Below are 24,539 nucleotides of genomic sequence, written 5' to 3' on the forward strand. Positions count from 1 at the left end.
CTTTTAGATCAATCGCTTTCCGGCATGCCTTTTTCGATGGGCGTACGCATCCGACGGCGTAAAATGGGACCCACGACATAGGGCAGGATCAAGCCCAGACCCGCGAAGACCCACAGGCCGATGGCCAGCCCGCTGTCCCACAGAATCATCCAGTCACCATCGGAGATATCCATGGCATGGCGCAGGTTCTTCTCCATTTCCGGCCCCAGCAACAAGCCGAGAATCACCGGCACTAGCGGAATCTCCAGCTTGCGCAGTACATAGCCGCCCACCCCGAAAGCCACCATGAAGTAGAGATCGAAGATGGTGTTACTGATCGAGTAGATGCCGACGAAAGCCACCATGGTGACGATCGGCAGCAGATACATCGGCGGTACGGAAAGCAATTTGACGAAGATACCCACCAGCGGAATGTTGAGCACCAGCAACAGGAAGTTGCCGATCAGAAGCGCCGCGATCACGCCCCAGACGATGTCGGCGTTCTGGGTGAACATCAAGGGTCCCGGGGTGATGTTCAACGAGATCAACAGCGCCAAGAGTACCGCCGTGGTACCGCTGCCCGGCACTCCCAGGGTCAGCATGGGCACCAGGGCACCGCTGGAAGCAGCGTTGTTGCCGGCTTCGGGCGCCGCCACACCGCGTGGATCGCCTTGTCCGAAATAGCCTTTCTTGCCCAGCACACGCTTTTCCAGGGTATAGCTGATGAAGCTACCCAGGGAGGCACCGGCCCCCGGCAATACCCCGGCGACAAACCCCAGCACCCCACCACGAAAGCTGGTGGGCAGAATCTCGCGGATATCCTTCCAGGAAAGCGAGAGCTTGTTGACCTTCATCTTTTCCTTGCCGCCACCGGCGCGTTCCTCGATGAAGAACAGTAGCTCGGAAATGGCGAACAGTCCCACGATGGCGATGATGAAGTCCACGCCTTCGAAGAGTTCGAGCACGCCGAAGGTGTAGCGCGGCACCCCGGTGTTATCGATTCCCACGGTCGCGATCATCAGGCCGATACAGGCGGCGACCACTGTCTTGATGGGGTTCTTGCCGGTGATCCCGCCGAGGGTGGCAAACGCCAGCAGGAAGAGCGCGAAATATTCCGCTGGGCCGAACGTCAGGGCGAAGTTGGCCAGCAACGGCGCCAGCAGGATCAGACCGATGGTAGCGATCAGACTACCCACAAACGAGGCCACCGCGGAGATCGCCAGCGCTTCGGACGCCTTGCCCTTCTGGGCCATGGGGTAGCCGTCCAGGCAGGTCATCATCGCCGGCTCATCGCCAGGAATATTCAGCAAAATCGACGAAATGCGCCCGCCGTACATCGCCCCGGCATACACCGAGGTCAGCATGATCAAGGCGGTTTCCGGGGCGAGTCCCAGGCTGAAGGCCAGCGGAATCAGGATGGCCACCCCGTTGGCCGGGCCCAACCCCGGCAAGGCACCGATCAAGGTACCCAGAAAAGCGCCCAACAGGGCGAACATCAGGTTATGCGGCGCCAGGGCGACGCCGAAACCATCCATCAGATAGCCGAGGGTTTCCATCAGTTCATCTCCAGGAACGAAAGCAGACCCAGCGGCAAGGCGAGATCAAGCGCAAAACTGAACAGAAAGTACACCACCACCCCCGAGACCGCGCCGGTGATATAGGCATTCATCGGGGGCGCGCCCATCCGCCAGCAAAGCGTTCCCACCGCCAGCGTGGTGCTGATAATGAAGCCCAGTGGCTGAAGCAGCAGGGCATACAGCAGCAACACCACCACGGCGATGATCAGCTCGATGCCGGTGCGGTTCCAGGGCCAGGCATTGTCAGGATCGGGACGTACGATCAGATACAGGCTGGAAAGCGCCAGCACCACGGCCAGCAATTTTGGAAAAGTATCGGGGCCGACGGACTCGGCCCCCCCGAACGGTTCCGGGAACTGTGTCGCGGCCCAGCCGTACGCAACGGCCAGGACGATCATCAGGACCCCAAAGATGCGGTCATTGAAAGTCATTACTGAATCAATCCGATATCTTTGGAAAGCTGTTCGATATCCTTGATCTGGTTGAGGACGAATTCTTCGAACTCACCCGCGGTCATGTGGAAAGGCATCAAACCGTTCTGGGTCATGACACTTTGCCATTCCTCGCTCTGGTAGATGGTGTCCATGGCATCGGTCCAATACGCCTCGGCGTCTTCCGAGATATCCGCCGGCATGTAGAAGCCGCGCCAGTTGGGGCCCAATGCATCGATGCCCTGCTCACGGGCAGTGGGAATATCGGACAGATCGCCGGGCAGGCGCTCTTCGGAGAGCACCGCCAGGACGCGCAGGTCACCGGATTCCATGAACCCTTGGGCTTCGGTGATATCGCCGGTGAAGGCGTCAACGTGCCCACCGATTACCTGGGTCAAGGCCTCGCCGCCATTGTTGTACGACAGGTAGGCAATGCGCGGAAGATTCTCGACATCGGCGGCCTGAGCGGCAATCAACACCTTGAGATGATCCCAGCCGCCCTTGGCGCTACCCCCGGCAAATTTGACGCTGCGCGGGTCTTCCTTGAGCGAGTCCATCAGCTCATTGAGGTCATCGATCTCGGAGTCTGCGGCCACGGCGATAATTCCGTAATCCGCGCCCAGAGCACCGATCCAGTTGACCATATCGGCGGAGAGCCCCGGGAATTGCCCTTGTGCCAGACGCGTGGTGGTGGCGGTGGAGGCTGCGACCAGCAGATGATCGTCACCGGCACGCTTGCTCACGGTATGGGCAAATGCCACCCCGCCGCCGGCACCGGCCATGTTGATGGTCTGCACATTCGCCGGGACCAGATCGAGCTCCTGCATGACATTGCCCACGCTGCGGCAGGTAAAGTCCCAGCCGCCGCCTGGGTCGGACGGGGCGATACATTCCACCTTGCCCTTGGGTTCGAAGGCGCTGGCAGTGCTGGAAAAAGTGGTAACGGCGGCTAGCGGCAGGGCCAGCAGGGTTACGTACTTCAAGGAAGGCTTGAGAGTCATGGCGTTCTCCACGTTTCAATCTATTGTTGTAGTGCTGCGTGTTGTGGTGATGCGTGGTGCTTCACGCTGCGAACGTTAGAAGAATGCAGACCCTGGTGACAAGCTTGTGAACATAAAGCACAAAAAGAGCATTTTGGGCATTTTGTTCATTCTGTTCACAGCGGCTTTTCAAGGGCTTTCTTAAGGGCTTTCCAGCCAGCCGATGGCATCAGTCTGCAACCGATAGCGTCGCTCGGGCCTACCAACATCACCGTAGCCCAGTTCCGCTTCCACCACCTGTACCGATACCAGAAATTCCAGATAGCGCCGCGCCGTGGAACGGCTTGCACCCATGACGCGTGCCACCTGCATGGCGGCCTGCGATTCAGGCGCCTGCTTGAGCGCTTCCACCACCGAGCGTAACGTCAGGCGGTCGATACCTTTGGGCAAGGCGCGCATCCCTGCGTTCGAGGGGCTTTCCGGGCGCAACCTGGCAAGGGCGCGATCCAGCTCCTCCTGGCTCATTTCTCCCTGAGCCGCTAAGGCACTGCGTTCGCGGCGAAAGCGCGCCAGCATCTGCGCCATGCGCGCGGCTTCGGTGGGTTTGATCAAGTAATCGAACACCCCGCCGCGCAAGGCTTCGCTGATGGTTTCCACCTCGCGTGCGGCGGTGACCATGACGATATCCACCTGGACGTAATCGCGACGCAGCGCCCAGAGCAGTTCGAGGCCTTCTACATCGGGCAAATAAGCATCCAGCAATACCAGCTGAATATTCGATGCATGGCGCGCCATCAGCTCGCGGGCTTCCGCCCCGTTGCGAGCCACGGCAACCACCTCAAAGCCTGGGCTTTGTTCGATAAAGGCACGATGGATGTCAGCAATGCGAAAGTCGTCTTCTATGATCAGGAGTCCGTAATTCGAAGCGGGCATCCCTCCTCCTGCGATGTCGGGCATCGTCTTGTCGTGGTTGGCGTGGGATCTCAGGCGCTCAGGAAAAACCTGCTGTCGCGCGACACAAGGAGCGATCGAGCACCACGATAAAGCAGGCCCCGCCCAGTTCACTTTCCTCCAGTGTTACGGCACCGCCGTGTTCGCGGCATAACCGCACCACCAGCGCCAGGCCGATGCCACGGTGCTTGCCCGGCTTGGTCGAATAGCCTTCGCGAAAGATGTGCTCGATGTCCTTCTCCGGTACGCCGGGGCCGTTGTCCTCGACCTCGATCAACAGCTGCTCGCCCAGATCGGTGAAAAACAGCCGCACCTGTGGCTCATCGGAGGCTCCCTGCAAGGCGGCGTGACAGGCGTTATCCAGAAGGTTGCCCACCACGCTCATCAGCACTTCCTGTCCGATGGCGGTCAACGGCTGGGAAAGCGAGCTCTGTTCGTCGATTTCCAGGCTGACGCCGAGTTCCCGGGCGCGAGTCAGCTTGCCCAACAGGGTGCCGCTCAAGACGGGATCAGCGACATGCTGCATCAGGAAGTTCATCTGCGCCTGGGCGCGTTCGCTTTCCTGATGGATCAATGCCAGGGCATCGTCGATGCGATCAAGCTGCAACAACCCCGAGATGGTATACAGCTTATTGGAAAATTCATGCGCCTGGGCGCGCAGCATGTCCACATCGCGGCTGGCCTGACTAAGCGCCTGGGAAAGATCGACGATTTCACGCCGGCTACGAAAGGTCGCCACCGCTCCTTCGATTTCGCCTTCATAGGAAATAGGCACCCGGTTGACGACCACCGGATGGTCCCCCAGCCACATTTGCTGGTCGAACTGCTGCTCTCCTCGCTCCAGTACTTCAAGCAGGCGCGAATTAGGCACCACCGCCTGAATGTGCTGGCCCAATACGGCTTTTTCGGTAGCGGCCAACCCCAGAAAGCGCCGCGCCTGCTGATTGACCAGGGTGATGCGCCCTTCCCGGTTTATCGCCAGGATACCTTCGTGGATCGACTGCAGGATAGCCTCTTTCTCCATGGCCAGGCGGGCGATTTCATGGGGTTCCAGGCCCAGAATCACTTTCTTCAGATGGCGCGAGAGCAGGTAGGCCCCGGCAAAGCCGAGCACGATCATCAGCGCCACCAGCCACCAGCCGAAACTGGTATGCCGCCCCACGTCCATGGCGATTCGGTCGAGCATGAAGCCCACCGAGACCAGCCCGAGAATATTGCCTTCGCCGTCGAAGACCGGCGTCTTGCCGCGAATCGCCTCGCCCAGCGAGCCGGTGGCTTCAGAGACGTAGGATTCGCCGTGCAGCAAGGCTCGCTGGTTGTCGCCGCCCACCATCGGCAAGCCGAGCCGCTCGGGCAAGGGGTGGGAGTAGCGCATCCCCTGGGTATTGCCCACCACCACATAGCGCGCCCCGGTTCGCAGGCGAATGCGCTCGGCAATCGGCTGGATGGTCGCGGCAGGGTTCTCATCGGAAAAGGACTCGATCAGCGCGGGAATACTCGCCACGCTCTTGGCCACCGCCAGGGCGCGTTCACCCATCTGGTCGCTGATGATTTCCGCCTTGCGATGATTGAGATAAGTGCCTTGGGCCAGCAACATCCCCGCCAGCAGTACCCCGACGAGCACCATGACCTGCAGGCGGAAGCTACGCGTCAACCAGCTTCGCCGGGCACGCGCTCGGCGCCAACGCTGGATGTCGGCAATGGTTCTGGGGCGGGAAGCGCTCATGGCGGTACTCATCGGCGGTTGCTGCGTCAGTATGGCACGCCCAATACTTGAGGTTAATCGGTGCCTTTTGTTACTGAACTGGTGTAGCGCTAATCTATACTCAGTTAGTGTGCTGTCCCAGAAATAAGCGAGTAAATCTGTTTGCCCTTTGCGAGAATGAACTCGGCGCCATCATTGGGATTACACAGTGGAGAAAAATGGATCCAGGAGTTGGCGGTGCCTGTACTACTGCCGTGGGCCTTTGTCGTGGTAGGGGCGCAGTGGCCGGGCTGATGACAGCCATAATCTGGAGATAACAATGGCAAATAGCTTCTGGACGGCTTTTGTCGCCAGTGTCCTGGCGGCGCTGGTGACCGGCATCGGCATCTACACCATCCGCCGCTTCGAGGCCTGGGGACGCAAATACAGCATCTACTTTGTGTGCTTCGCCGCCGGCGTGCTGATCTCGGTATCCTTCCTGCACATTATTCCCAAGTCTTTCGAATTGAGCCCCTATGCCCCCGGCTATCTGCTCGGCGGGTTCGTGTTGATGCACCTGCTCAACCGTTTCATCACCGCCTTCGTGTGCGAGCGCGGCACGAATCCGGCTTACGGCATCGGCCTGGTACCGATGATCGGCATCGGCTTTCATTCCTTCATCGACGGCTTCATCTACTCCATCACCTTTTCCGTCAGCGCCTTGACCGGCGTGCTGGCCGCTATCGGCATGGTGCTACATGAATTCCCCGAAGGCATCATCACCTATCTGTTACTGTCGCGCGGCGGCTTCAGCGACAAAAGCGCCTTGCTCCTCGCCGTCATTGCCGCGGCACTCTCCACACCACTGGGCATGCTGGTCTCTTGGCCCTTTATCAGCCGCATCGACCAATCACTGCTGGGTGTTCTGCTCTCCCTGTCAGCCGGCGCACTGGTGTACGTGGGTGCCACACATCTACTGCCACAGGCGGAAAAGGAACCTGGCCGGTTCAGCCTGCTCTCCCTGGGCGCCGGAATCCTGGTGGCGGTGCTCATTGTATTGTCGAAATAAACGTACAAGATCTGTCACGGTGCATCGGGATAGCCGTACATCGCACTATACGCATCGAGGTTCACCCTGCCGCTGGCGAACTCATCGTGCCAGCCTTCCGGCAGCGGCCCCACCGCCGATTGCATTTTCGTCATGGTCAAACGAATTTTCTCGCTTAGTTCTGGGACGTCAATCGAATTGAAATTCCCGCCATGGCCAACTAGCTTTTTTAGAGCATGCAAGTAACGGAATCACCCGGCTAACGCACTTCAAGTGATTGATGAAACGTAAAGGGAGACTAACGATGCAAGCCAAAGAAGTCATGACCACACGCCCTGAATACCTGAATGCGGAGGTATCCATCCGCGAAGTCGCTGAACTGATGCGCGATACCGATTCCGGCTTCGAGCCGCTCGTCAGGGGTGCAAAGGTGGAGGGGGTTATTACCGATCGAGATATCACCATCCGCGGCATTGCCGAAGGCAAGAGTCCCGAAGACAGCGCAATCGATATCGCAACACACGCCGCTCTCTATACCTATTCAGACACGGATGTGGTGGATGTGCTGAAGAACATGCAGGAGCAGCAAGTTCAGCGCCTGCTGGTACTCAAAAGCCCGGATCAAAAAGACTTGGTGGGCATTATTACCGTGGGTGACATTGCCGATCAGTGCAAAGACGAGGCGGTGAGCAAGGAGCTGGTCAACTGCGCCAAGCACTATCGTTAAGTACTTTTTCAAGCACGACCGTTAAGGACTTTTCAGGCTGCCTGATAAGCTTTTACAGCGAAGGGCAGCCTCGGTTGTGTAGCTGTCGGCCACTGCCTGCGAGCACTTCATCCACGGGATGGCGGACGTAGTCATGCCGGTAATAGCTCTCGTCCACCACTTCGCCATCCCAGGCGATGATGTCCAGGTCCATGGTACGCGGGCCGGACTTGACCGGCCCGCGTACCCGACCAAGCCTGTCTTCCACTTGCTTGAGATAAGCCCGAAAAGCCTCTCTTTCCAGTGAGGTTTTCACCAGCAAGGCGGCATTGAGAAAGTCCGGCTGCTCCTGCAACCCCACCGGAGCGGTACGGATGCTGCGCGAGGCCTTTATCAGCTCGCATTCCTCATCGAGAATCTTCTGGACCTGGGCAATATGCCGTGCAGGTTCAATGTTCGAACCCACCGAAATCAGGCATTCATGCATGTCTTGCGACGTATCCGGCGGTGATATCGGTTGCGGCATAACGGGCTACCTTGTATCGGGCTCAAATCGAAGCGCAGCATGGCTGCCATGGCAAAGAGAAATATACGCAGAAATAGACAAAACCGGCATGAAAGTGTCTCGTGCTCAGCCTAGCGCTTTACGCCCCATGTGCAAGTGCTGTACAACTTATTGACAAACGCTGCTCTCACGCAGCCTGCCATCCTGCCGCATCAATAAGGACAGTCAATGAGCGCATACGCTGCACTGATTACCGGGGGAGCCACCCGGCTGGGTCGCCATTTTGCCGAAGCCTTGGCCGAGGCCGGGTTCGATATCGCCTTGCACGTCAATCGTTCCCGCGATGAAGCCGAAGAAGTCGCCGCCGGCATTCGCGCCAAGGGCCGGGAATGCGAGATATTCAGCTGCGATTTCATGCAAGAGGATGTCGCCGACCTGATCACAGCGGTATCGCAGCGCTTTCCTCGGCTGAATGTACTGGTCAACAGTGCCTCGGCTTATGCCCCGGCACCGCTGGCCGAGACCGACATGGCCATGCTCGAAAGCCAGTTTCGCGTCAACTTGTTCACCCCGCTACTGCTGCTGAAGCATTTCGCCGCCGTGGTGAAAGAGGGGCGCGTCGTCAATATCATCGACAACAAGGTGGCTTATCACCAATACCCCTATGCGGCCTATCTGCTTTCCAAGAAAAGCCTAGCGGAGATGACCCGCATGGCGGCGCTGGAATTCGCTCCGCGCATTCGCGTCAACGGTATTGCGCCGGGAGTGGTGCTGCCTGCTTCACAGCGCACCAGCGACTACATCCAATGGCGCATCGATGGCATTCCCCTCAAGCGCCAGGGCGACCCGGACCACTTGGTGCAGGCACTGCACTACCTGCTCGACAACCCTTTCGTGGCCGGGCAGATCCTGTTTGTGGATGGCGGCGAATCGGTCAACCTGGAAGGTCGGCACTCGGAGAACTATTCTCCATAAGAACTATTCCTCTCAGAACTATTCCCCTCTCTGAGCCGTGCCTTTGCTGTTGGATAACCCGCAAAAGGGCTGCCGAGGCAGCCCTTTTGCGTTCAGCTCAAGACGAGCGGGTCAAGATGAGTTAGTCAAGACGAGTCAGGTAGTCTCCTCGTCGTCGAAATCGCCCTTGAAAGCGGGGTTGGGTCTGGAGCGCGGGTCCTCCGAACGGTTCGACTCGTCGGAGCGCGGCTGCCCGCCAGGGCGGCCATCGATATCGAAAGGTTGCTGCATCACCCGCAGGTTGGCCGGGGGCGCTTCGCCCTCCTTGCCCACACCGAAGTAGAGCGTGGTGTGCGGGAAGGGAATTTCGATGCCCGCCTGATCGAAGTGCAGCTTGACCAGACGATTATAGGCGCGGCCGACGGCCCATTGGGTGCCCGGGGTCGTCTTGATGCGCACTCGGATATTTACCGAGCTGTCGGCCAGGGCAATCACACCTGCCACTTCCAGCGGCGCCAGAATACTCATCTTGTGCTCTTCGTCCTTCGACAGCTCATCGAAGGCGTTGCGTAGCGCGATGATCGCGTCGTCGATGCTTTCGCGGTAGGCAATCCCGTATTCACCCACGTGATAGCCGAACTCGCGCATGAAGTTGGAAACCGTATCCACGCTCGAGAACGGAATAATGTGGTAGGTACCGCTCAGGTCACGAATACCTACCGAGCGGATGCTCAGGCGCTCCGCCGTGCCGGTAATTCCCCCGACGGTGACCACATCGCCGGTGTTCATGGCATTTTCCACCTGAATGAAGATCCCGGTGATGATGTCCTGCACCAGCTTCTGGGAGCCAAAACCGATTGCCAGACCCAGCACCCCGGCACCCGCGATCAAGGGGCCGATATTGATGCCGATTTCCGCCAGCACGATCATCGCCGTCATGGTGATGATGGCGATCGCCAGCGCATTGCGGAACAGGCTGAGCAGCGTCTTGGCCCGGGCATCCGGCTCGCCGGACCCGGTTTCGGGGTTGAGCTTGTGCTCGATCAGGCTAGCCAGCCCCAACCAGGTGGCGATGGAAATGAACAGGATCAATGCCACCCCGAACACCTTGCTGACCAGACCGCTCCCCGCTTCCGAGGCGTACCAGCCCACCAGATCGAAGGCGCCCCAGGCATTGAGCACCACCATGATCACCACAATGAGGATGATCGTGCGGATAACCCTGAGGGCGTTGGGTACGTAGGAATTGAGGCGCGTTTCGAGTAACGGCAACTTGCGCCGCAGGTCATCGGAAAGCTTGATACGACGCCCGATAGCTTGAGTCAAGAACGCGGAAAACAACAGACCCACCACCACGGCCGCCAGGGTTTTCAGCGTCGCGAACAGCACGAAGGGCAGTGCGTCGGCGGGGCGTGTCAGCACCAGCACCAGCACCATCAAAAAGTAGAATAAGGCAAACAGGTGCCAGGTACGCGCGAACAACTTCAACGATACGCGGCTGGCGGTAAAGCTCGAATTGGCCGCCATCTGGTTGAGGTTGTCGCGCAGGTGGACACGATTCTTGAGCACCACCGCCACGGCATAGATAAACGCCAATAGGATAATAAGCGTGCCCAGCATCTGTCCCAGCGACGTGGCCACGTAGAAGTTGACCAGTGGCACCACCACCATCAAACCATAGCCGACCATGCCAACCAGCCGGGCCAGCCAACGGTTCCAGTAGGAGGCTTCCAGCGTGGAAATCGGCAGCAGGCGAAGGCCCTCATAGCGCGAGGAAAACAACATCCGAACCGCCGCCTTGAGCAGCTCAATCACCAGAAAAGCATTCAGGAACAGCGAGGCGCGTGTGGAAAGCTCACCGGTTTCCCCCACCGCAAAGGTGGCGATCAGGTTGCCGGCGACATAAGCCAGCACCACGACCAACACATCCACCAGGGCCGCCAGGGCCACACACAATATCAGGCGCAGCACCGGGTTGAGTCCCGCACCATGCAGCGACCAGTTGCTGATCCTGGAGAATAGCGGCTTGGCAAAGCGGCGAAACAAGACGAAGGCAATGACGGTGGAGAGAATCACCAGGCCCAGGTTGACCGCTGCGCTGGTGAATGCGGCCAGATCGAAGGTGCTTTCTCCCTCGGCACTGAGCAGTTCTCTCACCAGCGAGCCCGTCTGGCCCAGCTGCTCTCCCACTTCGCTGACCATACGACTGGTCAGCTCCGCCAGTTGGCGGGGCAGCGAGACATCCGCCGGCGCCATGTCACTGCCTTCAGCAGCTTGTGCGGGCGAAAGCTCGGCACCTTCCGAGGTTTGCGCAGCCAAGTTACGCAACTGGTCAATCAGCTCCTGGCGTGCCTGGTCGTTCTCGAGCAGATCCGCCAGGGTGGAATACGCCGGGGGCTCGGCTTGCGATGATTCTTGCGGTGAATCGGCGGGACTGTCCAGCGTCAGGGTGGTCTGCGCCGAAACAGGCGCTGCCAGCAAGACCAGCATTGCCAACAACCAGATGCCCAGCCAGGGCAATAATCGTAATGGCGTCACCATAACCTCCGTATCGGTGGGGAAATATCAAAAGCTAACGTCTGTCTACTTTTTGTACAAGTCAGGCTACTGACACAGCGGGGAAAGCCACAGATGGGCCAGCGACAGCACCACCGCGTAGCGTCCGCCCTTGGCAATCAGTATCCATGCCAGTGCCCGCCACCAAGGCAAGCGAAATACACCTGCCAGGACGGTCAAGGGGTCGCCGATCACCGGCGCCCAGGCAATCAGCAAGCTGTACTCACCAAAACGATGATACCAACCTTCGGCACGCGCCAACCCTTGAGGCGAGGCGGGAAACCAGCGCTTGTGCTGAAAATGCCTGGCGTAGCGTCCCAGGGCGACATTGACCAGGCTTCCCAACGTATTGCCAGCGGTGGCGACTACCCACAGCATCACCACCGGCTCACCGAGGCACCATTGGCGCGCCAGCCATACTTCCGAGCCCCCGGGCAGTAACGTGGCGCTTAGCAGCGCTACGACAAACAGACTCAGCATGCGATCAGCAGCACTTGGGCGCCTGGCCTCCCAATCGTGCGGTGATCTCGGCGGCCACTTCCCGCACCAGCTCACCGAGTTCCATCAGGCGTGGCTCGGGGATCCGCGCCACAGGCCCGGAGACCGAAATCGCCGCCAGCGGCGTCGCGGTTTCATCATGAATACAGGCGGCCACGCAATGCAGGCCGATAGCATGCTCTTCACGGTCGCAGGCAAAGCCTTGATGGCGAACCTCGCTCAGATTCTTCAGCAGTGCCTCGGGTTGGTGCAGGGTGTTGTGCGTCACTTGAGCCAGCTCACGCCCTTCAAGCAGGCGTGCGCGCTCGTCCTCCGGCAACCAGGCCAGAAGCGCCTTGCCCACACCGGAAGCATGCAGCGGCGCCCTTGAACCCAGCCGAGTGATCATACGCATCATCTGCGGGGATTCATGCTGGGCGAGAAATACCACCGTGGTAGCGTCACGCACGCCCAGGTTGGCGGTTTCGCCGGTTTCTGCGGTCAACCGGCGCAGGAAGGGACGACTGGTGGCGACGAAATCGCGCGCTTCGAGAAAGCTGTTGCCGATACGAAACGTCTTGACGTCGATGCGCCACAACCCCTGCTCGCTTTCCTGGGTGACGAATCCCTGGCTTTGCAGTGCCTGCAATAAGCGGTGCGTGGTGGAAGGGGCCAGGTCGGCGGTTTCGGCAAGCTCGGAAAGCGCCATGCCGTCGGGGCTGACCGATAGATATTCCAGCATGTTCAGGCCACGCACTAACGACTGGCTGTGTCCGCCACTGGCTTTCTTGGTACCTGCTGGGCGGCCCGCCGTCCTGCGCTTGACTTCATTCACCCTGTCTCTCCCGCTTGAAAACGTCAAAGCGCATCAGGATAACGTGCCAGCCCTGTGCTGTCGCCTTCACCAAAAACGCTCAGCGATGTTTCCATTGCGGCGCCCGCTTGGCCATGAAGGCATCGATGCCCTCGGCCACGTCGTCCGCCAGCATGTTGCAGGCCATGGTTTCTCCGGCAAACGCATAGGCGTCTTCCAGCGGCATCGCCAACTGGCGGGCGAACATCGCCTTGCCGGTGCGTACCGCCACGGCGCTCTTGGCGCAAATACTCGCGGTGAGCTCGGCCACGGCAGCGTCTAGTGCATCCTCTTCCGCCACCCGGTTGACCAATCCCCACTCACAGGCCTGATCGGCACTGATGAATTCGCCGGTCATCAGCATTTCCATGGCGCGCTTGCGCGAGACGTTACGGCTCAACGCCACTGCCGGGGTGGAACAGAACAGCCCCACATTGATGCCCGAAACGGCAAAGCGTGCCGAACGGGCGGCTACCGCCATATCGCAGCTCGCCACCAATTGGCAGCCCGCCGCCGTGGCAATGCCCTGAACCCGGGCAATCACCGGTACCGGCAGGTTGACGATGGCTTGCATTACCTGGCCGCAGCGGGCGAATAATGTCTGATAGTAGGCCTTGTCCGGGTTGGTGCGCATCTGCTTCAAGTCGTGCCCGGCGCAGAACGCCTTGCCTTGAGCGGCTAGCACCACGCAGCGTGCCTCTTCATCCTGGGCAATCTCATTGAGCGCCGTCTTGAGCGCTTCGAGCATTTCTTCGGAAAGGGCGTTGAAGCTTTTGGGGCTGTTGAGTGTCAGCGTGATCACGCCCTGTTGTGCATGTCGCTGAACCAGCGGCTCGGTTGTAACGCTAGTCGTCATCTTGTTGCTCCTTTCTTGTTGTGTTTTGCACGAGGGTGGTTATCCGGGCTTTCAAGCCAACCTGGCTTTGCCAGGCTGACCCTTGAGCCACGATAGCAGGACAATGGCTAAAGGAACTTGGAACTTTTGTCCATTGCGGCAGGCGTTGCACCCGGTCGCTCAGGTTTCATGTGGCTGTCGTGTTATCGGTTGGATGCACTGCGTATAGTAGAGGCAATGATTACCAGGAGATCGTTGGATGTCGCAACCCTTGACTCGCCATAACCGCCCTCAGCTAGTGCTTGATGCCATCGCGGCCGTCAATGCCGACCTCTCGGACGCTGATCGTGCGGCAAAATACGACAAACTCGCAACATCACCGTACCGCTTCTTCCGTGGTACCAACCATCTCTATTGGAACGATGTCTGGCATGACTGGCGCTTCGCCCTGTTCGGCGGGCTGTCCGAGACTCAGACGTGGCTGCAGGGCGATGCACATGCCTACAATTTCGGCGCCTACGGCCACCATGACGATAATGTGCGTTACGGCATGGACGACTTTGACGATGCGCTGATTGGCGACTACCAGTACGACGTCTGGCGCCTGGCCATCAGTCTGGTGCTGGATGCCCGCGAGAACGTTGGGCTGTCGCGCAAGAGCACTCGCAAGGCGCTCAAAGCGTTACTGGAAAGCTACCATGACGAACTGGCGGGTCATGCGCGCGGCGAAACACCAGAGGCGGTAACGCTCGATACAGCCAAGGGTCCCTTGAAGCCCTTCATGCAGAAAGTGGCTGACAAGCGCAGTCGAGCACAGATGCTGGAGAAATGGACGCGGCAAAGCGCCGAGGGACGTTGCTTCGCCGATAGGCCGGATAAGCTTGTCGGTTTGCCGGCGCATACGGCCAGCCAACTGCGCAAGGCCGTTGAGGAAGAGTACCGCCAGACACTGCAGAGCGTACGCGCCGAGGCGGACGAGGATCATTTCCGAGTCAAGGACATGGCGCGGCGCCTGGATGCGGGGATCGGCTCGCTGGGGCGAGAGCGTTTTTACGTACTGATCGAAGGCGGACGCGATCATGAACACGACGACGTGATTCTCGACGTCAAGCACCAGGCGCCGCCGGAGGGGTGGGCGATGATGACAGCGGCCGAGAAACGAGCTTGGCGAAAAGCCTTTCCGCATGAAGGCATCCGCCACGCGGCGGCTTTCTGCGCCATTGCCGAGCATCCAGATATCTATCTGGGCTGGCTGCATCTAGGCGACCGGGTGTTCTCGGTACGCGAGCGCTCACCCTTCAAGGTCGACTTCCCGACCCACAAAATCGACGCCGCCAAGCCCTATCGCAAGCTGGTCAAACAATGGGGCCGGATTCTGGCGCGCGAACACCTGCGTGGCGCACGTGCCCTGCACCAGGACGACCCGGCCCGCTTCGCGCGAAGCGTCTGCGCACGGCTCGATGGACGCCTGGAGCATTTCGTCGATATGGTGACGACTCTGGCCGTGAGCTACGCCGATTGTGTGACTCAGGATTACCGCACCTTTGTCGAGGCCCTGCCGGACAGGCTAGACCCTTGAGGCAATCGCAGTGAACAGGAAAATCGGGCTACGCGCCCTGGTTCTGCCACCCTTGCTGGCGCTGGGCCTTTTGGGGCTGTGGTGGTTATGGCATTGGCAATACAGCCAAACCCAAGCTGATGCCCAGCGCCACGCCGAAAATCGTCTGGCCCTCTACACCAGCAGCCTGCAAGGCGCGCTGGAACGCTTTACCTATCTGCCCGGCCTGCTGGCCCAGCAGCCTTTAATTCAGGCAGCGCTACGCGACCCCAGTGATCTATCCCTGCCGCAAGTCAACCGGCATCTGGCATTGGTGGCCGAACGTTCCGGCGCCGAAACCATCTTTCTCATGAATGACCAGGGTGTCACCCTGGCCAGCAGCAACCATGAACTCGAACAAAGCTTCGTCGGTCACGATTATCACTTTCGCCCGTATTTTTTTGACGCCATGCACAAGGGTAGCGGAGAATTCTTTGCGGTAGGCAGCACGACCGGGCGGCCGGGTTATTTCACCTCTTACGCCGTCACGCTTTCCGGTGCGGCGACCGCGGGGGTGCTGACGGTCAAGGTCTCGCTGGAAGCGCTCCAGGACGATTGGCGCCGAGCGCATGAAAACGTCATGCTGTCGGATGCCAACGGCGTAGTGATACTTTCCAGCCGCGAGCAATGGCGTTTTCAGCACATCGATGGGCTTTCCGATGCCGCCCTGGCCCAGATTCACGCCCAACGTCAATTTCTCGATGAGCCGCTCCCCCTGTTGGGTCGCCGTCTGCATGACGGTACCCTGGTCATGGATACCCAGGGGGTAGGCGAGCGTTTTCTGGTCACCTCCTTGCCGCTTTCCACGCTTGGCTGGTCGATGCATTACCTGAGTCCGGTGCGCCCGCTTTATACCAGTGCACGCAACATGCTCCTGGCCGGCCTGGTCACGCTTTCGGCGTTACTGTTGCTAGGCCTGTGGCTACGCGAACGCCAAAAACGCCAGCACATGCGCGATGCCCAGGCGCAGATCGTCCAGCAAGCCAATGTGCGCCTGGAAGAGCGTGTCCAGGAGCGTACCCGGGCATTGGAGGATGCCCAGGCCGAGCTGGTCCAGGCAGGCAAGCTGGCCGCCCTGGGCACCATGGCGGCAGGTATCGCCCATGAGCTCAACCAACCACTTTCCGGCATACGTACCTACGCCGCCAACGGCGAACGCTTGCTGGCGCTTGGCCGCCAGGAAACGGCAGGCGCCAACTTTCAGCGCATTCAGGTATTGAGCAAACGCCTGGCCCGGCTGATCGAACAACTCAAGCTCTTCGCCCGCAAGGGGGGCAGCCGAGACAGTGTGGACCTCCAGACCAGTCTCGACTTCGTGCTTGAACTGCTCGAGGAGCGCTTCCAGCAACAGAAAGTGCGCCTGGAGCGCGACGGTGCCTGGCAGCAGCCACTGCTGGTGCGTGGAGACGACGTTCGCCTCGAGCAGTTGCTCACCAATCTGCTGGGCAATGCGCTGGATGCCTTGGGCGACACGCCGGACGGCGTGATTCACCTTCATGCCGAGGTAACCCCGGCGCAAGTGCTATTGACCATCCATGACAACGGCCCCGGTTTGCCCCAAGAGGTTATCGAACAGATGTTCGACCCCTTCTTCACGACCAAGCCGGTGGGCGAAGGCCTGGGGCTGGGACTGTTCATCAGCTACGGCATCGTTCAGGATCTTGGCGGCAAGCTCAGCGCCGGCAATCACGTCGCCAAAGGCGCCTGGTTTCGTCTGGCGTTACCGCGTGGCGAGGAGCTCCCTACATGACACAACCATCTGCCGGCACCTTCTCTCGCATACCTGCCGCCACACTGCCGGTCTGGCTGGTGGAAGACGACGCCGATGTTCGCGACTCTCTCAGCCAGTGGCTGGAAGTATCCGGGCTGGAGGTGCGAACGTTTTCCCGTGCCCGCGAGGCGCTCAAGGCACTTCAGAGCGACCAGCAGTGCGGCGTCTTGATCAGTGACATCAAGATGCCCGAGATGGATGGCCTGGCCTTGTTCGCCGCCGTGCAGGCGCTCGACACACCCCCTCCGGTGATTCTGATTACCGGTCACGGCGACGTGCCCATGGCGGTGGCGGCGATTCAGCAGGGGGCCTGGGATTTCGTGCAAAAGCCCTTCGAGCCCGAGCGCCTGGAAGAATGCGTTCGCCGGGCGCTGGAGCATCGCGCCCTGGCGCTGGAAAACCTGCAGTTGCAACAGGCGCTGCGCCATAACTATTTGAGCACTCGACTGCTCGGCGACTCCGCGCCCATGCAAGCGCTGCGGCGCCAGGTGGAAAACCTGGCCGCCAGCCGCGCCAACGTGGTGATCAACGGCGAAACCGGCAGCGGCAAGGAAGTGGTGGCCCGTGCCCTGCACGATTTCGGCACCGGCAGCCAAGGCACCTTCGTGGCCTTGAATTGCGGCGCCATGAACAGCGACTTGATTGAATCGGAGCTGTTCGGGCATGAAAAAGGCGCCTTTACCGGGGCGGGCGAGCGGCGCATCGGCCGTCTGGAAGTCGCCAGCCACGGCACCCTGTTTCTGGATGAAATAGAATCACTGCCCCTTTCTGCACAGGTCAAGCTGTTGCGCGCCCTGCAGGAAGGCGAAATCACGCGCCTGGGCAGCAACCAGGTGATTCACCTTCACCTGCGAGTCGTGGCGGCCAGCAAGGAAAACCTGCTGGAAATGGTATCGGAGGGCGGTTTTCGCGAGGATCTCTATTATCGCCTGGCGATTGCCGAGCTTGCGATTCCTCCCCTGCGCGAGCGACGCGAGGACATTCCCTTGTTGTTTCGCCACTTCTGCCATCAGGCCGCCGAGGTTCACGAAAGGCCCCTGCTAGAACCCACCACGCAACTGCTTGGCGCCCTGGGCAATCATCGTTGGCCGGGAAACCTGCGTGAGCTGCGCAATATCGCCACGCGCTTTATTCTGGGGCTGGATCTGCCCTGGCAAACCTCGCTTGTGCCGAACCACCAGTCCTGCGCCCTGTCGGCGCGTATGGAAGCATTTGAAGCCACCGTCCTGAAAGAGGCGTTGCAGCGTCATGCCGGCAACATTCAAGCGGTACTCGAAGAGCTCGACCTGCCTCGCCGCACTCTCAACCAGAAGATGCAACGCCATCAGTTGCGCCGCGAAGACTTTCTGGCTCCCTGAAAGCCTTTCAGACAGGCTTGTACCATCGGCCATTTCTTGCCGATGAAGGCGAAAACCACCGGCGAAAAATGGCCGGTGGTCGCGCCACTCTCTTCTTCTTTAGTCGTATAAATAAAAACACAACTCATTGATTCATATATGTCTATTTAAACATGGCCGGTTTCTCGCTCTATTGGAATATGGGGTAGCGATTACTCCCACAATTCCAATAAGCCAGGAGACACTCCATGCTGAAACGCCAATTTCTCAAGACCACTCTTTGCCTTGCCACCGCCGCTGCACTAGGCGTGAGCGCCTCCGCGGTTATCGCTCAGGAAAACGACCAGGGCGGCCAGTACATCATGGGCACCGCCACCACCGGGGGCACTTTCTACCCGGTAGGTGTGGCGCTTTCCACCCTGGTGCGTGTCAAGCTCGAACCCACCCACGATATTTCCATTTCCGCCATCAGCTCGGCGGGCTCGGCGGAAAACTTGCGCCTGATGGACGACGGTCAGGCGCAGTTTGGCATTCTCCAGGCGCTGTACGGTGCCTGGGCGTGGTCCGGTGAAGGTCCGGTGCCCAAGGCCTACGACAACGTGCGCTCAATTTCCATGCTGTGGCAGAACGTCGAACACTTCGTGATGCGCGCCGAGCTTGTCGAAACCGGCACCATCGACGACCTGGCCCAGCTGTATGGCCGTGGTTTCTCGATCGGCGCGCGCAATTCGGGTACCGAAGGCTCCGGTCGGCAGATTCTTGCCGGCCTGGAAATCGATCCAGAGCAGATGGACATCGCCTACCTGGGTTACAGCCCTAGCGCCGATTCCATGCAGAACGGCAATATCGACGGCATGAACATACCGGCGGGCGTACCGGCTTCCGCCGTGACCAGGGCCTACGCCAACATGAGCGATGAGATCACCACCCTGAACGTGACCGCTGAGCAGCTTGAGCGTATCAATGGCCAATACCCGGTATGGAGCGCTTTCGACATTCCCGCCGACACCTACCCCGGTCAGGACGCGTCGATCAACACCATTTCCCAGCCCAACATCCTGGTGGTCAACGCAGATGTGCCGGAAGAGCATGTCTATCAGATCACCAAGGCGATGTTCGAGAACCTGCCGTTTCTGAACAACATTCACCCGGCGACGCGCGACATGGCGGTGGAAAAAGCCCTCGACGGCCTGCCGATGCCGCTGCATCCAGGCGCCGCGCGCTATTTCCAGGAGCAAGGCATGCAAATTCCCGAGCACCTTCTCGAAGGCTGATGCCCCTCTCGTCCAGCATCCGCCCGGCACCGGCCGGGTGGATGACCTCTCTATGCCTTACTGTGTTTCATGAGGTACACCATGAGCCATTCGACACCTGATACGGTGCGCGACGAATCCGCAAGCAACGCTCCGGAGCGCCTCGACCACCCTTGGCTTGGCCGGATTCTGAGCCTGCTCGCCATCGTCGTTGCCTTCTCGCATATCTATTTCAATACCCTGGGCACCGTCTCGGAGGTTTGGGTCAGCGCCCTGCACTTCGGCATGTTCGGCTTGTTGTGCGCCCTTTCCGTGCCCATGTTCAAGGCGCGCTCCGCTAGCGGCCAACGCCTGTTGCTCGCGGTCGATGTGTGTCTCGGCCTGGCCGCCTTGGGCTGTGCGTTTTACTTGATCGGCTTCGAAGACGCCCTCTATGCCCGTGGGGTGCGCTTTTCCCTGGCCGACTGGATCGTTTCGATTACCGCTTTGGCGTTGGTACTGGAATTCGCCCGCCGCACCACCGGCTGGTTCATCCCACTGCTATGTATCATTGCGCTGACCTACGTGGCCTGGTGGGGACGCTACGTAGGCGGGGTATTCAATTTTCCCGGACTGAACTGGGAAACCGTCCTCTTTCGCAGCTTTCTCGGCGGTGACGGCATCCTGGGCTCGATCGCCCGGATTTCCTGGTCCTATGTCTTCATGTTCATTCTCTTCGGCGCCTTTCTGGTACGTTCCGGCGCCGGCGAGTTCATCATCGAGTTGGCGCGTTGCGCCGCTGGCCGCTTTGTCGGCGGCCCGGGGTTCGTGGCGGTGTTCGCTTCCGGGCTGATGGGGTCGGTATCGGGTTCCAGCGTGGCCAATACCGTTTCCACCGGCGTGATCACCATTCCGCTGATGCGCAAGGCCGGTTTTCCACCGCGTTTCGCTGCCGGGGTTGAAGCCGCGGCTTCCACCGGGGGCCAGCTCATGCCTCCGGTGATGGGTGCGGGCGCCTTCATCATGGCCTCCTATACCCAGGTCTCGTACCTCACCATCATCGGCGTCGCCGCCCTGCCGGCACTGCTGTACTTTCTTTCGGTAGCCATGTTCGTGCGCATCGAAGCCAAGCGCAGCGATGCTCAGCACATGGAAACCGAACAGGCGCCACGGCTGCTCGACGTGCTCAAGGGCGGCTGGCATTTCCTGCTGCCGCTGGTGATTCTGGTCGCGGCGCTTATCAATGGCTTCACCCCCACCTACGCCGCCGGTATCGCTATCGTGTCGGTGGTGGGCGCTTCCTGGCTGTCGCGTTCCCCCATGAACCTTCGGGCGGTTATCGACGCCCTGGTGCTGGGTACCCGCAACATGATTCCCACCGCGATCCTGCTGCTGACAGTCGGGCTGATCGTCAACGTGGTGTCCACCACGGGTATCGGCAACATCTTTTCGTTGATGATCACCGACTGGGCCGGCGGCAGCCTCCTGATCACCATGGTGTTGATCGCGATTGCCTCCCTGGTGCTGGGCATGGGCCTGCCGGTAACCGCCGCTTATATCGTGCTGGGCACACTGTCAGCTCCGGCGCTTTACGGCCTGATGGCGGAAAGCCAGCTACTGGAGCTGATCATGGCCGGTGAGCTACCCGAGCAGGCACGCGCGATCTTCATGCTCGCCGCCCCGGATGCCCTGGAAGCGCTGAACGCGCCGATGGATGCCGCCGGCGCCCGGGAACTGCTGGCGGTGGTGCCGGATAACTTCCGCTCACAGCTTTACGAGCAGGCGCTTTCGCCGCATACGCTGTCGATGCTGCTGGTCGCCGCGCACATGGTGATCTTCTGGCTGTCGCAGGATTCCAACGTGACCCCGCCGGTATGCCTTACCGCCTTCGCCGCGGCGGCCATCGCCAAGACACCGCCCATGCGCACCGGCTTTACCGCCTGGAAAATCGCCAAGGGGCTCTACATTATTCCCTTACTGTTCGTGTGGTCGCCAATGATCACCGGCACGCCAATGGAGATGCTGGTGGTGTTCGCCTTCGCGTTGTTCGGTATCTACGCGATTATCGCCGGACTGGAAGGCCACCTGGAAAGCGAGCTGCCCTGGTGGCTGCGCCTGGCCATGTTCCCCATCGGCGCCCTGATGCTGTGGCCTCATGGGGTCTTGCTGATGGACTTCCTGGGCCTGGCGCTGTTTCTGACCACCCTGTGGTGGAGTGCCAGACGCGACCGCCGGACGGTACTTGCCACGGCCTGACGCTTAACGAGAATGCGGGGAAGTTGAACGACTCCCTGCAAGGCGCGTACATAAAAACGCCGCCACCCTTAGGGTGGCGGCGTTTTTTGTACTTCTTCGAAAGTACCTGGCTTACCAGCGTCTGACGGGTCAGCTGTTCTGTGACGAATACAAGGCACGGATTTTCAGGGTGTGCTGGACCTTCTTCAAGGCTTCCAGCGCCTGGGGACCGTAGGCCTTGTCCACGTCGATCACCACGTAACCCACCTTCTCGTTGGTCTGCAGGTACTGTCCGGAGATGTTGATGCCATTTTCCGACAGCACCCGGTTGATCTCGGAAAGCACCCCAGGCACGTTGTCGTGAATGTGCAGCAGGCGATGCTTGTCCGGATGGGCGGGCAGCGCCACTTCGGGGAAGTTGACCGAAGTGACGGTGGTGCCGTTGTCGGAATAGGTGATCAGCTTCTCGGAAACCTCGATGCCGATATTTTCCTGAGCTTCCAGGGTCGAACCACCGATGTGCGGGGTCAGGATGACGTTTTCCAGGCCGCGCAGCGGGCTTTCGAACTCTTCGTTGTTGCCCTTGGGTTCCACCGGGAACACATCGATGGCCGCACCGTTGAGTCGACCTTCCTTGATTGCCGCCGCCAGGGGTTCGATTTCCACCACGCTACCTCGCGAGGCATTGATCAGAATGCTGCCGGGCTTCATCGCGGCGATTTCCTTCTCACCGATCATCCAGCGGGTGGAGGGCAAATCCGGCACGTGCAGGCTGACCACCTCGGAGCGGCTCAGCAGCTCTTCCAGGCTGGAGGCCTGGGAGGCATTGCCCATGCCCAGCTTGGCGATGACGTCGTAATAAAGCACCTTGAAGCCCAACGACTCCGCCAGCACCGAAAGCTGTGCGCCGATACTGCCGTAACCCACGATACCTAGCGTCTTGCCGCGGGCTTCATGGGAATTGCTGGCCGATTTCAGCCAGCCACCCTGGTGGGCTCGGGCGTTCTTCTCGGGAATGCCGCGCAGCAGCATGATGGCTTCCGCGAGCACCAGCTCCGCCACCGAGCGGGTATTGGAATAGGGCGCGTTGAACACCGGAATACCGCGCGCCAAGGCCGCATCCAGGTCCACCTGGTTGGTACCGATACAAAAGCAACCTACCGCGACCAGCTTTTCCGCCGCATCGAACACCCGAGCGTTGAGCTGGGTGCGCGAGCGAATGCCGATAAAATGTACATCGCGGATCTTTTCGATCAGCGCGTCCTCGTCCAGCGAGGTCGGCAGATATTCGATATTGCTGTAACCCGCGTTATGAAGATTGTCCACCGCACTCTGGTGGACGCCCTCGAGCAGCAGGATCTTGATCTTGCTCTTGTCCAGGGACGTTTTGGCCATGGCTGAATCAACCCCTTGGTCGGCGGCTTCCGCCGTGTATCGGTTCGTGGAAGGGCAATATGTTAGCACAGCCGATTCCCCCACAACGGCCCAAGCAAGATGAAAATGCTGCGCTGCGCGCATGAAGGAGACACATATTCACCGCATGGCGGGGCAGACGCCACCCCTGGGGTAAGGTGTATACTGTCGGCTTTATTTCGAGTCACCGGGTAGACGGGCACTGGCATGAGCGACACGAGCAACCAATCTCAGCGGGATTTCGCCACCACGGTCGAGCAACTGGAAGCGTTGGTCGAGCGCCTGGAGTCCGGCGAACTGTCGCTGGAAGACGCCTTGAGCGCCTTCGAGCAAGGCGTGCGCCTGACCCGCGACGCCCAGCAGCGTCTGGATAACGCCGAGCTCAAGGTGCGCGCCTTGAGCGAAAGACCTGACGGCAGCCTGGAGGTCGCCTCTTTCAGCGCAGGCGGCGCTGAGCAAGCCTTTGAAGTCGACGATGACGCGGCACAGGAGACACCCCCATGGTAGCCTCACAGCCCGCTGCCCCGGTCACGCTGGATGCCTTGCGTGAACAGGCCCGTGCCCGCGTGGACACCTCCCTGGCGGCGCTTTTCGACGAGCGGCGCAATAATCGCAACCCGGCGACGGCACTGCGTCTGGAAGCCGCCATGCGCCACGGCCTGCTGGTCGGAGGAAAACGCCTGCGGCCATTGCTGGTGTATCTTGCCGGACAGGCGCTGGGCGCCGATGAACGCGCCCTCGATGCCCCCGCCGCCGCCATCGAACTGATCCATGCCTACTCGCTGATTCACGACGACCTGCCCGCCATGGACGACGACGACTTGCGTCGCGGCCAGCCTACGGTGCATAAGGCGTTCGACGAAGCCAGCGCGATTCTTGCCGGTGATGCGCTGCAAGCCCTGGCCTTCGAAGTGCTGGCCGGTTCCGCGCATCCACGTCTGGGCAGTATGGTAATGACGTTGGCCCAGGCCTCGGGGCGTGACGGCATGGTGGGCGGTCAGGCGCTGGACCTCGACGCAGTGGGCGGCCATCCGGATGTCGATGCCCTGGCGCATATGCACGCCCACAAGACCGGCGCGCTGATTGTCGCCGCCGTGCGTCTGGGGGGGCTCGTTGCCGTGGCCGAGACCGACCCGCGCCTGCAAGCCCTGACGCGCTACGCCCGTGCCGTCGGGCTGGCCTTTCAAATACACGACGACATCCTGGATGTCACCGGCGATACCGCGACACTGGGTAAAGCCTCCGGTGCCGATGCCGCCCGCGCCAAACCCACCTACCCCGGCCTTCTGGGCCTGGAGGGCGCCAGGCAAAAATCCTTGGCCCTGGTGGACGAAGCAGTGGCTGCCCTGGCACCGTTAGGCGATGCCGCCATCCCGCTGGCCGATCTGGCCTGTTACATGATCGAGCGTGACCACTGA

Annotated in this window: 21 protein-coding genes; 10 read left to right on the forward strand and 11 right to left on the reverse strand. The window is 60.3% G+C overall.

Going from position 1 to position 24,539, the window contains the following annotated elements; translation table 11 throughout:
- Window positions 1–8: 8 nt before the first annotated feature.
- From DU506_RS02100 to DU506_RS02120, 5 genes are all read right to left on the reverse strand, one after another.
- The gene (locus DU506_RS02100; protein WP_114485304.1) at window positions 9–1,535 is read right to left on the reverse strand and encodes a tripartite tricarboxylate transporter permease; all 1,527 of its coding nucleotides are present in this window, start codon (window positions 1,533–1,535) and stop codon (window positions 9–11) included.
- A complete protein-coding gene (locus DU506_RS02105) occupies window positions 1,535–1,987 on the reverse strand; it encodes a tripartite tricarboxylate transporter TctB family protein (protein ID WP_114485305.1) in 453 nt (150 codons plus the stop codon). Before DU506_RS02105 ends, DU506_RS02100 begins: the two co-directional genes overlap by 1 nt.
- Entirely contained in the window at window positions 1,987–2,988 is a 1,002-nt protein-coding gene (locus tag DU506_RS02110) for a Bug family tripartite tricarboxylate transporter substrate binding protein (protein ID WP_114485306.1), read from the reverse strand. Before DU506_RS02110 ends, DU506_RS02105 begins: the two co-directional genes overlap by 1 nt.
- 180 nt (window positions 2,989–3,168) lie before the next feature.
- Window positions 3,169–3,900, reverse strand: a complete 732-nt coding sequence (locus DU506_RS02115) for a response regulator (RefSeq protein WP_114485307.1) — start codon at window positions 3,898–3,900, stop codon at window positions 3,169–3,171.
- 58 nt (window positions 3,901–3,958) lie between these two features.
- Complete coding sequence (locus tag DU506_RS02120; RefSeq protein ID WP_114485308.1) at window positions 3,959–5,644, reverse strand: ATP-binding protein; 1,686 nt, start codon at window positions 5,642–5,644, stop codon at window positions 3,959–3,961.
- Window positions 5,645–5,942: 298 nt separating this feature from the next.
- Between DU506_RS02120 and DU506_RS02125 the strand changes: the two genes are divergently transcribed.
- Together DU506_RS02125 and DU506_RS02130 are read left to right on the forward strand one after the other, a co-directional pair.
- Window positions 5,943–6,671, forward strand: coding sequence for a ZIP family metal transporter (locus tag DU506_RS02125; RefSeq protein ID WP_114485309.1), 729 nt, complete (start codon window positions 5,943–5,945; stop codon window positions 6,669–6,671).
- Between the two features lie 283 nt (window positions 6,672–6,954).
- Window positions 6,955–7,377, forward strand: a complete 423-nt coding sequence (locus tag DU506_RS02130; RefSeq protein WP_114485310.1) for a CBS domain-containing protein — start codon at window positions 6,955–6,957, stop codon at window positions 7,375–7,377.
- Window positions 7,378–7,429: 52 nt separating this feature from the next.
- On the opposite strand, the gene folK is transcribed toward DU506_RS02130, so the two are convergent.
- The gene (gene folK / locus DU506_RS02135) at window positions 7,430–7,882 is read right to left on the reverse strand and encodes a 2-amino-4-hydroxy-6-hydroxymethyldihydropteridine diphosphokinase (protein WP_114485311.1); all 453 of its coding nucleotides are present in this window, start codon (window positions 7,880–7,882) and stop codon (window positions 7,430–7,432) included.
- A 207-nt stretch (window positions 7,883–8,089) separates the two neighbouring features.
- Between folK and DU506_RS02140 the strand changes: the two genes are divergently transcribed.
- Complete coding sequence (locus DU506_RS02140; protein ID WP_114485312.1) at window positions 8,090–8,836, forward strand: SDR family oxidoreductase; 747 nt, start codon at window positions 8,090–8,092, stop codon at window positions 8,834–8,836.
- Window positions 8,837–8,971: 135 nt separating this feature from the next.
- On the opposite strand, the gene ybiO is transcribed toward DU506_RS02140, so the two are convergent.
- The 4 genes from ybiO to DU506_RS02160 form a co-directional block, all read right to left on the reverse strand.
- A complete protein-coding gene (gene ybiO / locus DU506_RS02145) occupies window positions 8,972–11,356 on the reverse strand; it encodes a mechanosensitive channel protein (protein ID WP_415843549.1) in 2,385 nt (794 codons plus the stop codon).
- A 63-nt stretch (window positions 11,357–11,419) separates the two neighbouring features.
- Window positions 11,420–11,851 (reverse strand): YqaA family protein, encoded by a 432-nt coding sequence (locus DU506_RS02150; protein ID WP_114485313.1) that lies wholly within the window; start codon window positions 11,849–11,851, stop codon window positions 11,420–11,422.
- A gap of 4 nt (window positions 11,852–11,855) precedes the next feature.
- A complete protein-coding gene (locus DU506_RS02155; RefSeq protein WP_114485314.1) occupies window positions 11,856–12,683 on the reverse strand; it encodes an IclR family transcriptional regulator in 828 nt (275 codons plus the stop codon).
- Window positions 12,684–12,762: 79 nt separating this feature from the next.
- Window positions 12,763–13,557 carry an enoyl-CoA hydratase gene (locus DU506_RS02160; RefSeq protein ID WP_114485315.1) on the reverse strand — a complete coding sequence of 265 codons (795 nt, stop codon included), beginning with the start codon at window positions 13,555–13,557 and terminating at the stop codon, window positions 12,763–12,765.
- A 238-nt stretch (window positions 13,558–13,795) separates the two neighbouring features.
- On the opposite strand from DU506_RS02160, the gene DU506_RS02165 reads away from it, so the two are divergent.
- The 5 genes from DU506_RS02165 (at window position 13,796) to DU506_RS02185 (ending at window position 21,729) form a co-directional block, all read left to right on the forward strand.
- Window positions 13,796–15,115 carry a DUF2252 domain-containing protein gene (locus tag DU506_RS02165; protein WP_114485316.1) on the forward strand — a complete coding sequence of 440 codons (1,320 nt, stop codon included), beginning with the start codon at window positions 13,796–13,798 and terminating at the stop codon, window positions 15,113–15,115.
- 10 nt (window positions 15,116–15,125) lie between these two features.
- Window positions 15,126–16,883 (forward strand): sensor histidine kinase, encoded by a 1,758-nt coding sequence (locus DU506_RS02170; protein ID WP_235825403.1) that lies wholly within the window; start codon window positions 15,126–15,128, stop codon window positions 16,881–16,883.
- Entirely contained in the window at window positions 16,880–18,262 is a 1,383-nt protein-coding gene (locus DU506_RS02175; RefSeq protein ID WP_114485317.1) for a sigma-54-dependent transcriptional regulator, read from the forward strand. Before DU506_RS02170 ends, DU506_RS02175 begins: the two co-directional genes overlap by 4 nt.
- A gap of 227 nt (window positions 18,263–18,489) precedes the next feature.
- Window positions 18,490–19,515, forward strand: a complete 1,026-nt coding sequence (locus DU506_RS02180; RefSeq protein WP_114485318.1) for a TAXI family TRAP transporter solute-binding subunit — start codon at window positions 18,490–18,492, stop codon at window positions 19,513–19,515.
- Between the two features lie 81 nt (window positions 19,516–19,596).
- Window positions 19,597–21,729, forward strand: coding sequence for a TRAP transporter permease (locus DU506_RS02185; RefSeq protein ID WP_114485319.1), 2,133 nt, complete (start codon window positions 19,597–19,599; stop codon window positions 21,727–21,729).
- Between the two features lie 129 nt (window positions 21,730–21,858).
- On the opposite strand, the gene serA is transcribed toward DU506_RS02185, so the two are convergent.
- Entirely contained in the window at window positions 21,859–23,103 is a 1,245-nt protein-coding gene (gene serA / locus DU506_RS02190; protein WP_114485320.1) for a phosphoglycerate dehydrogenase, read from the reverse strand.
- Between the two features lie 225 nt (window positions 23,104–23,328).
- Here serA and DU506_RS02195 point away from each other — a divergent pair, with 225 nt between their 5' ends.
- Together DU506_RS02195 and DU506_RS02200 are read left to right on the forward strand one after the other, a co-directional pair.
- On the forward strand, window positions 23,329–23,628 hold the full coding sequence (locus tag DU506_RS02195) for an exodeoxyribonuclease VII small subunit (protein ID WP_114485321.1): 300 nt from the start codon (window positions 23,329–23,331) through the stop codon (window positions 23,626–23,628).
- Window positions 23,622–24,539, forward strand: coding sequence for a farnesyl diphosphate synthase (locus DU506_RS02200; protein WP_114485322.1), 918 nt, complete (start codon window positions 23,622–23,624; stop codon window positions 24,537–24,539). Before DU506_RS02195 ends, DU506_RS02200 begins: the two co-directional genes overlap by 7 nt.

The organism is Vreelandella rituensis (assembly GCF_003336665.1).
Lineage (GTDB): Bacteria > Pseudomonadota > Gammaproteobacteria > Pseudomonadales > Halomonadaceae > Vreelandella > Vreelandella rituensis.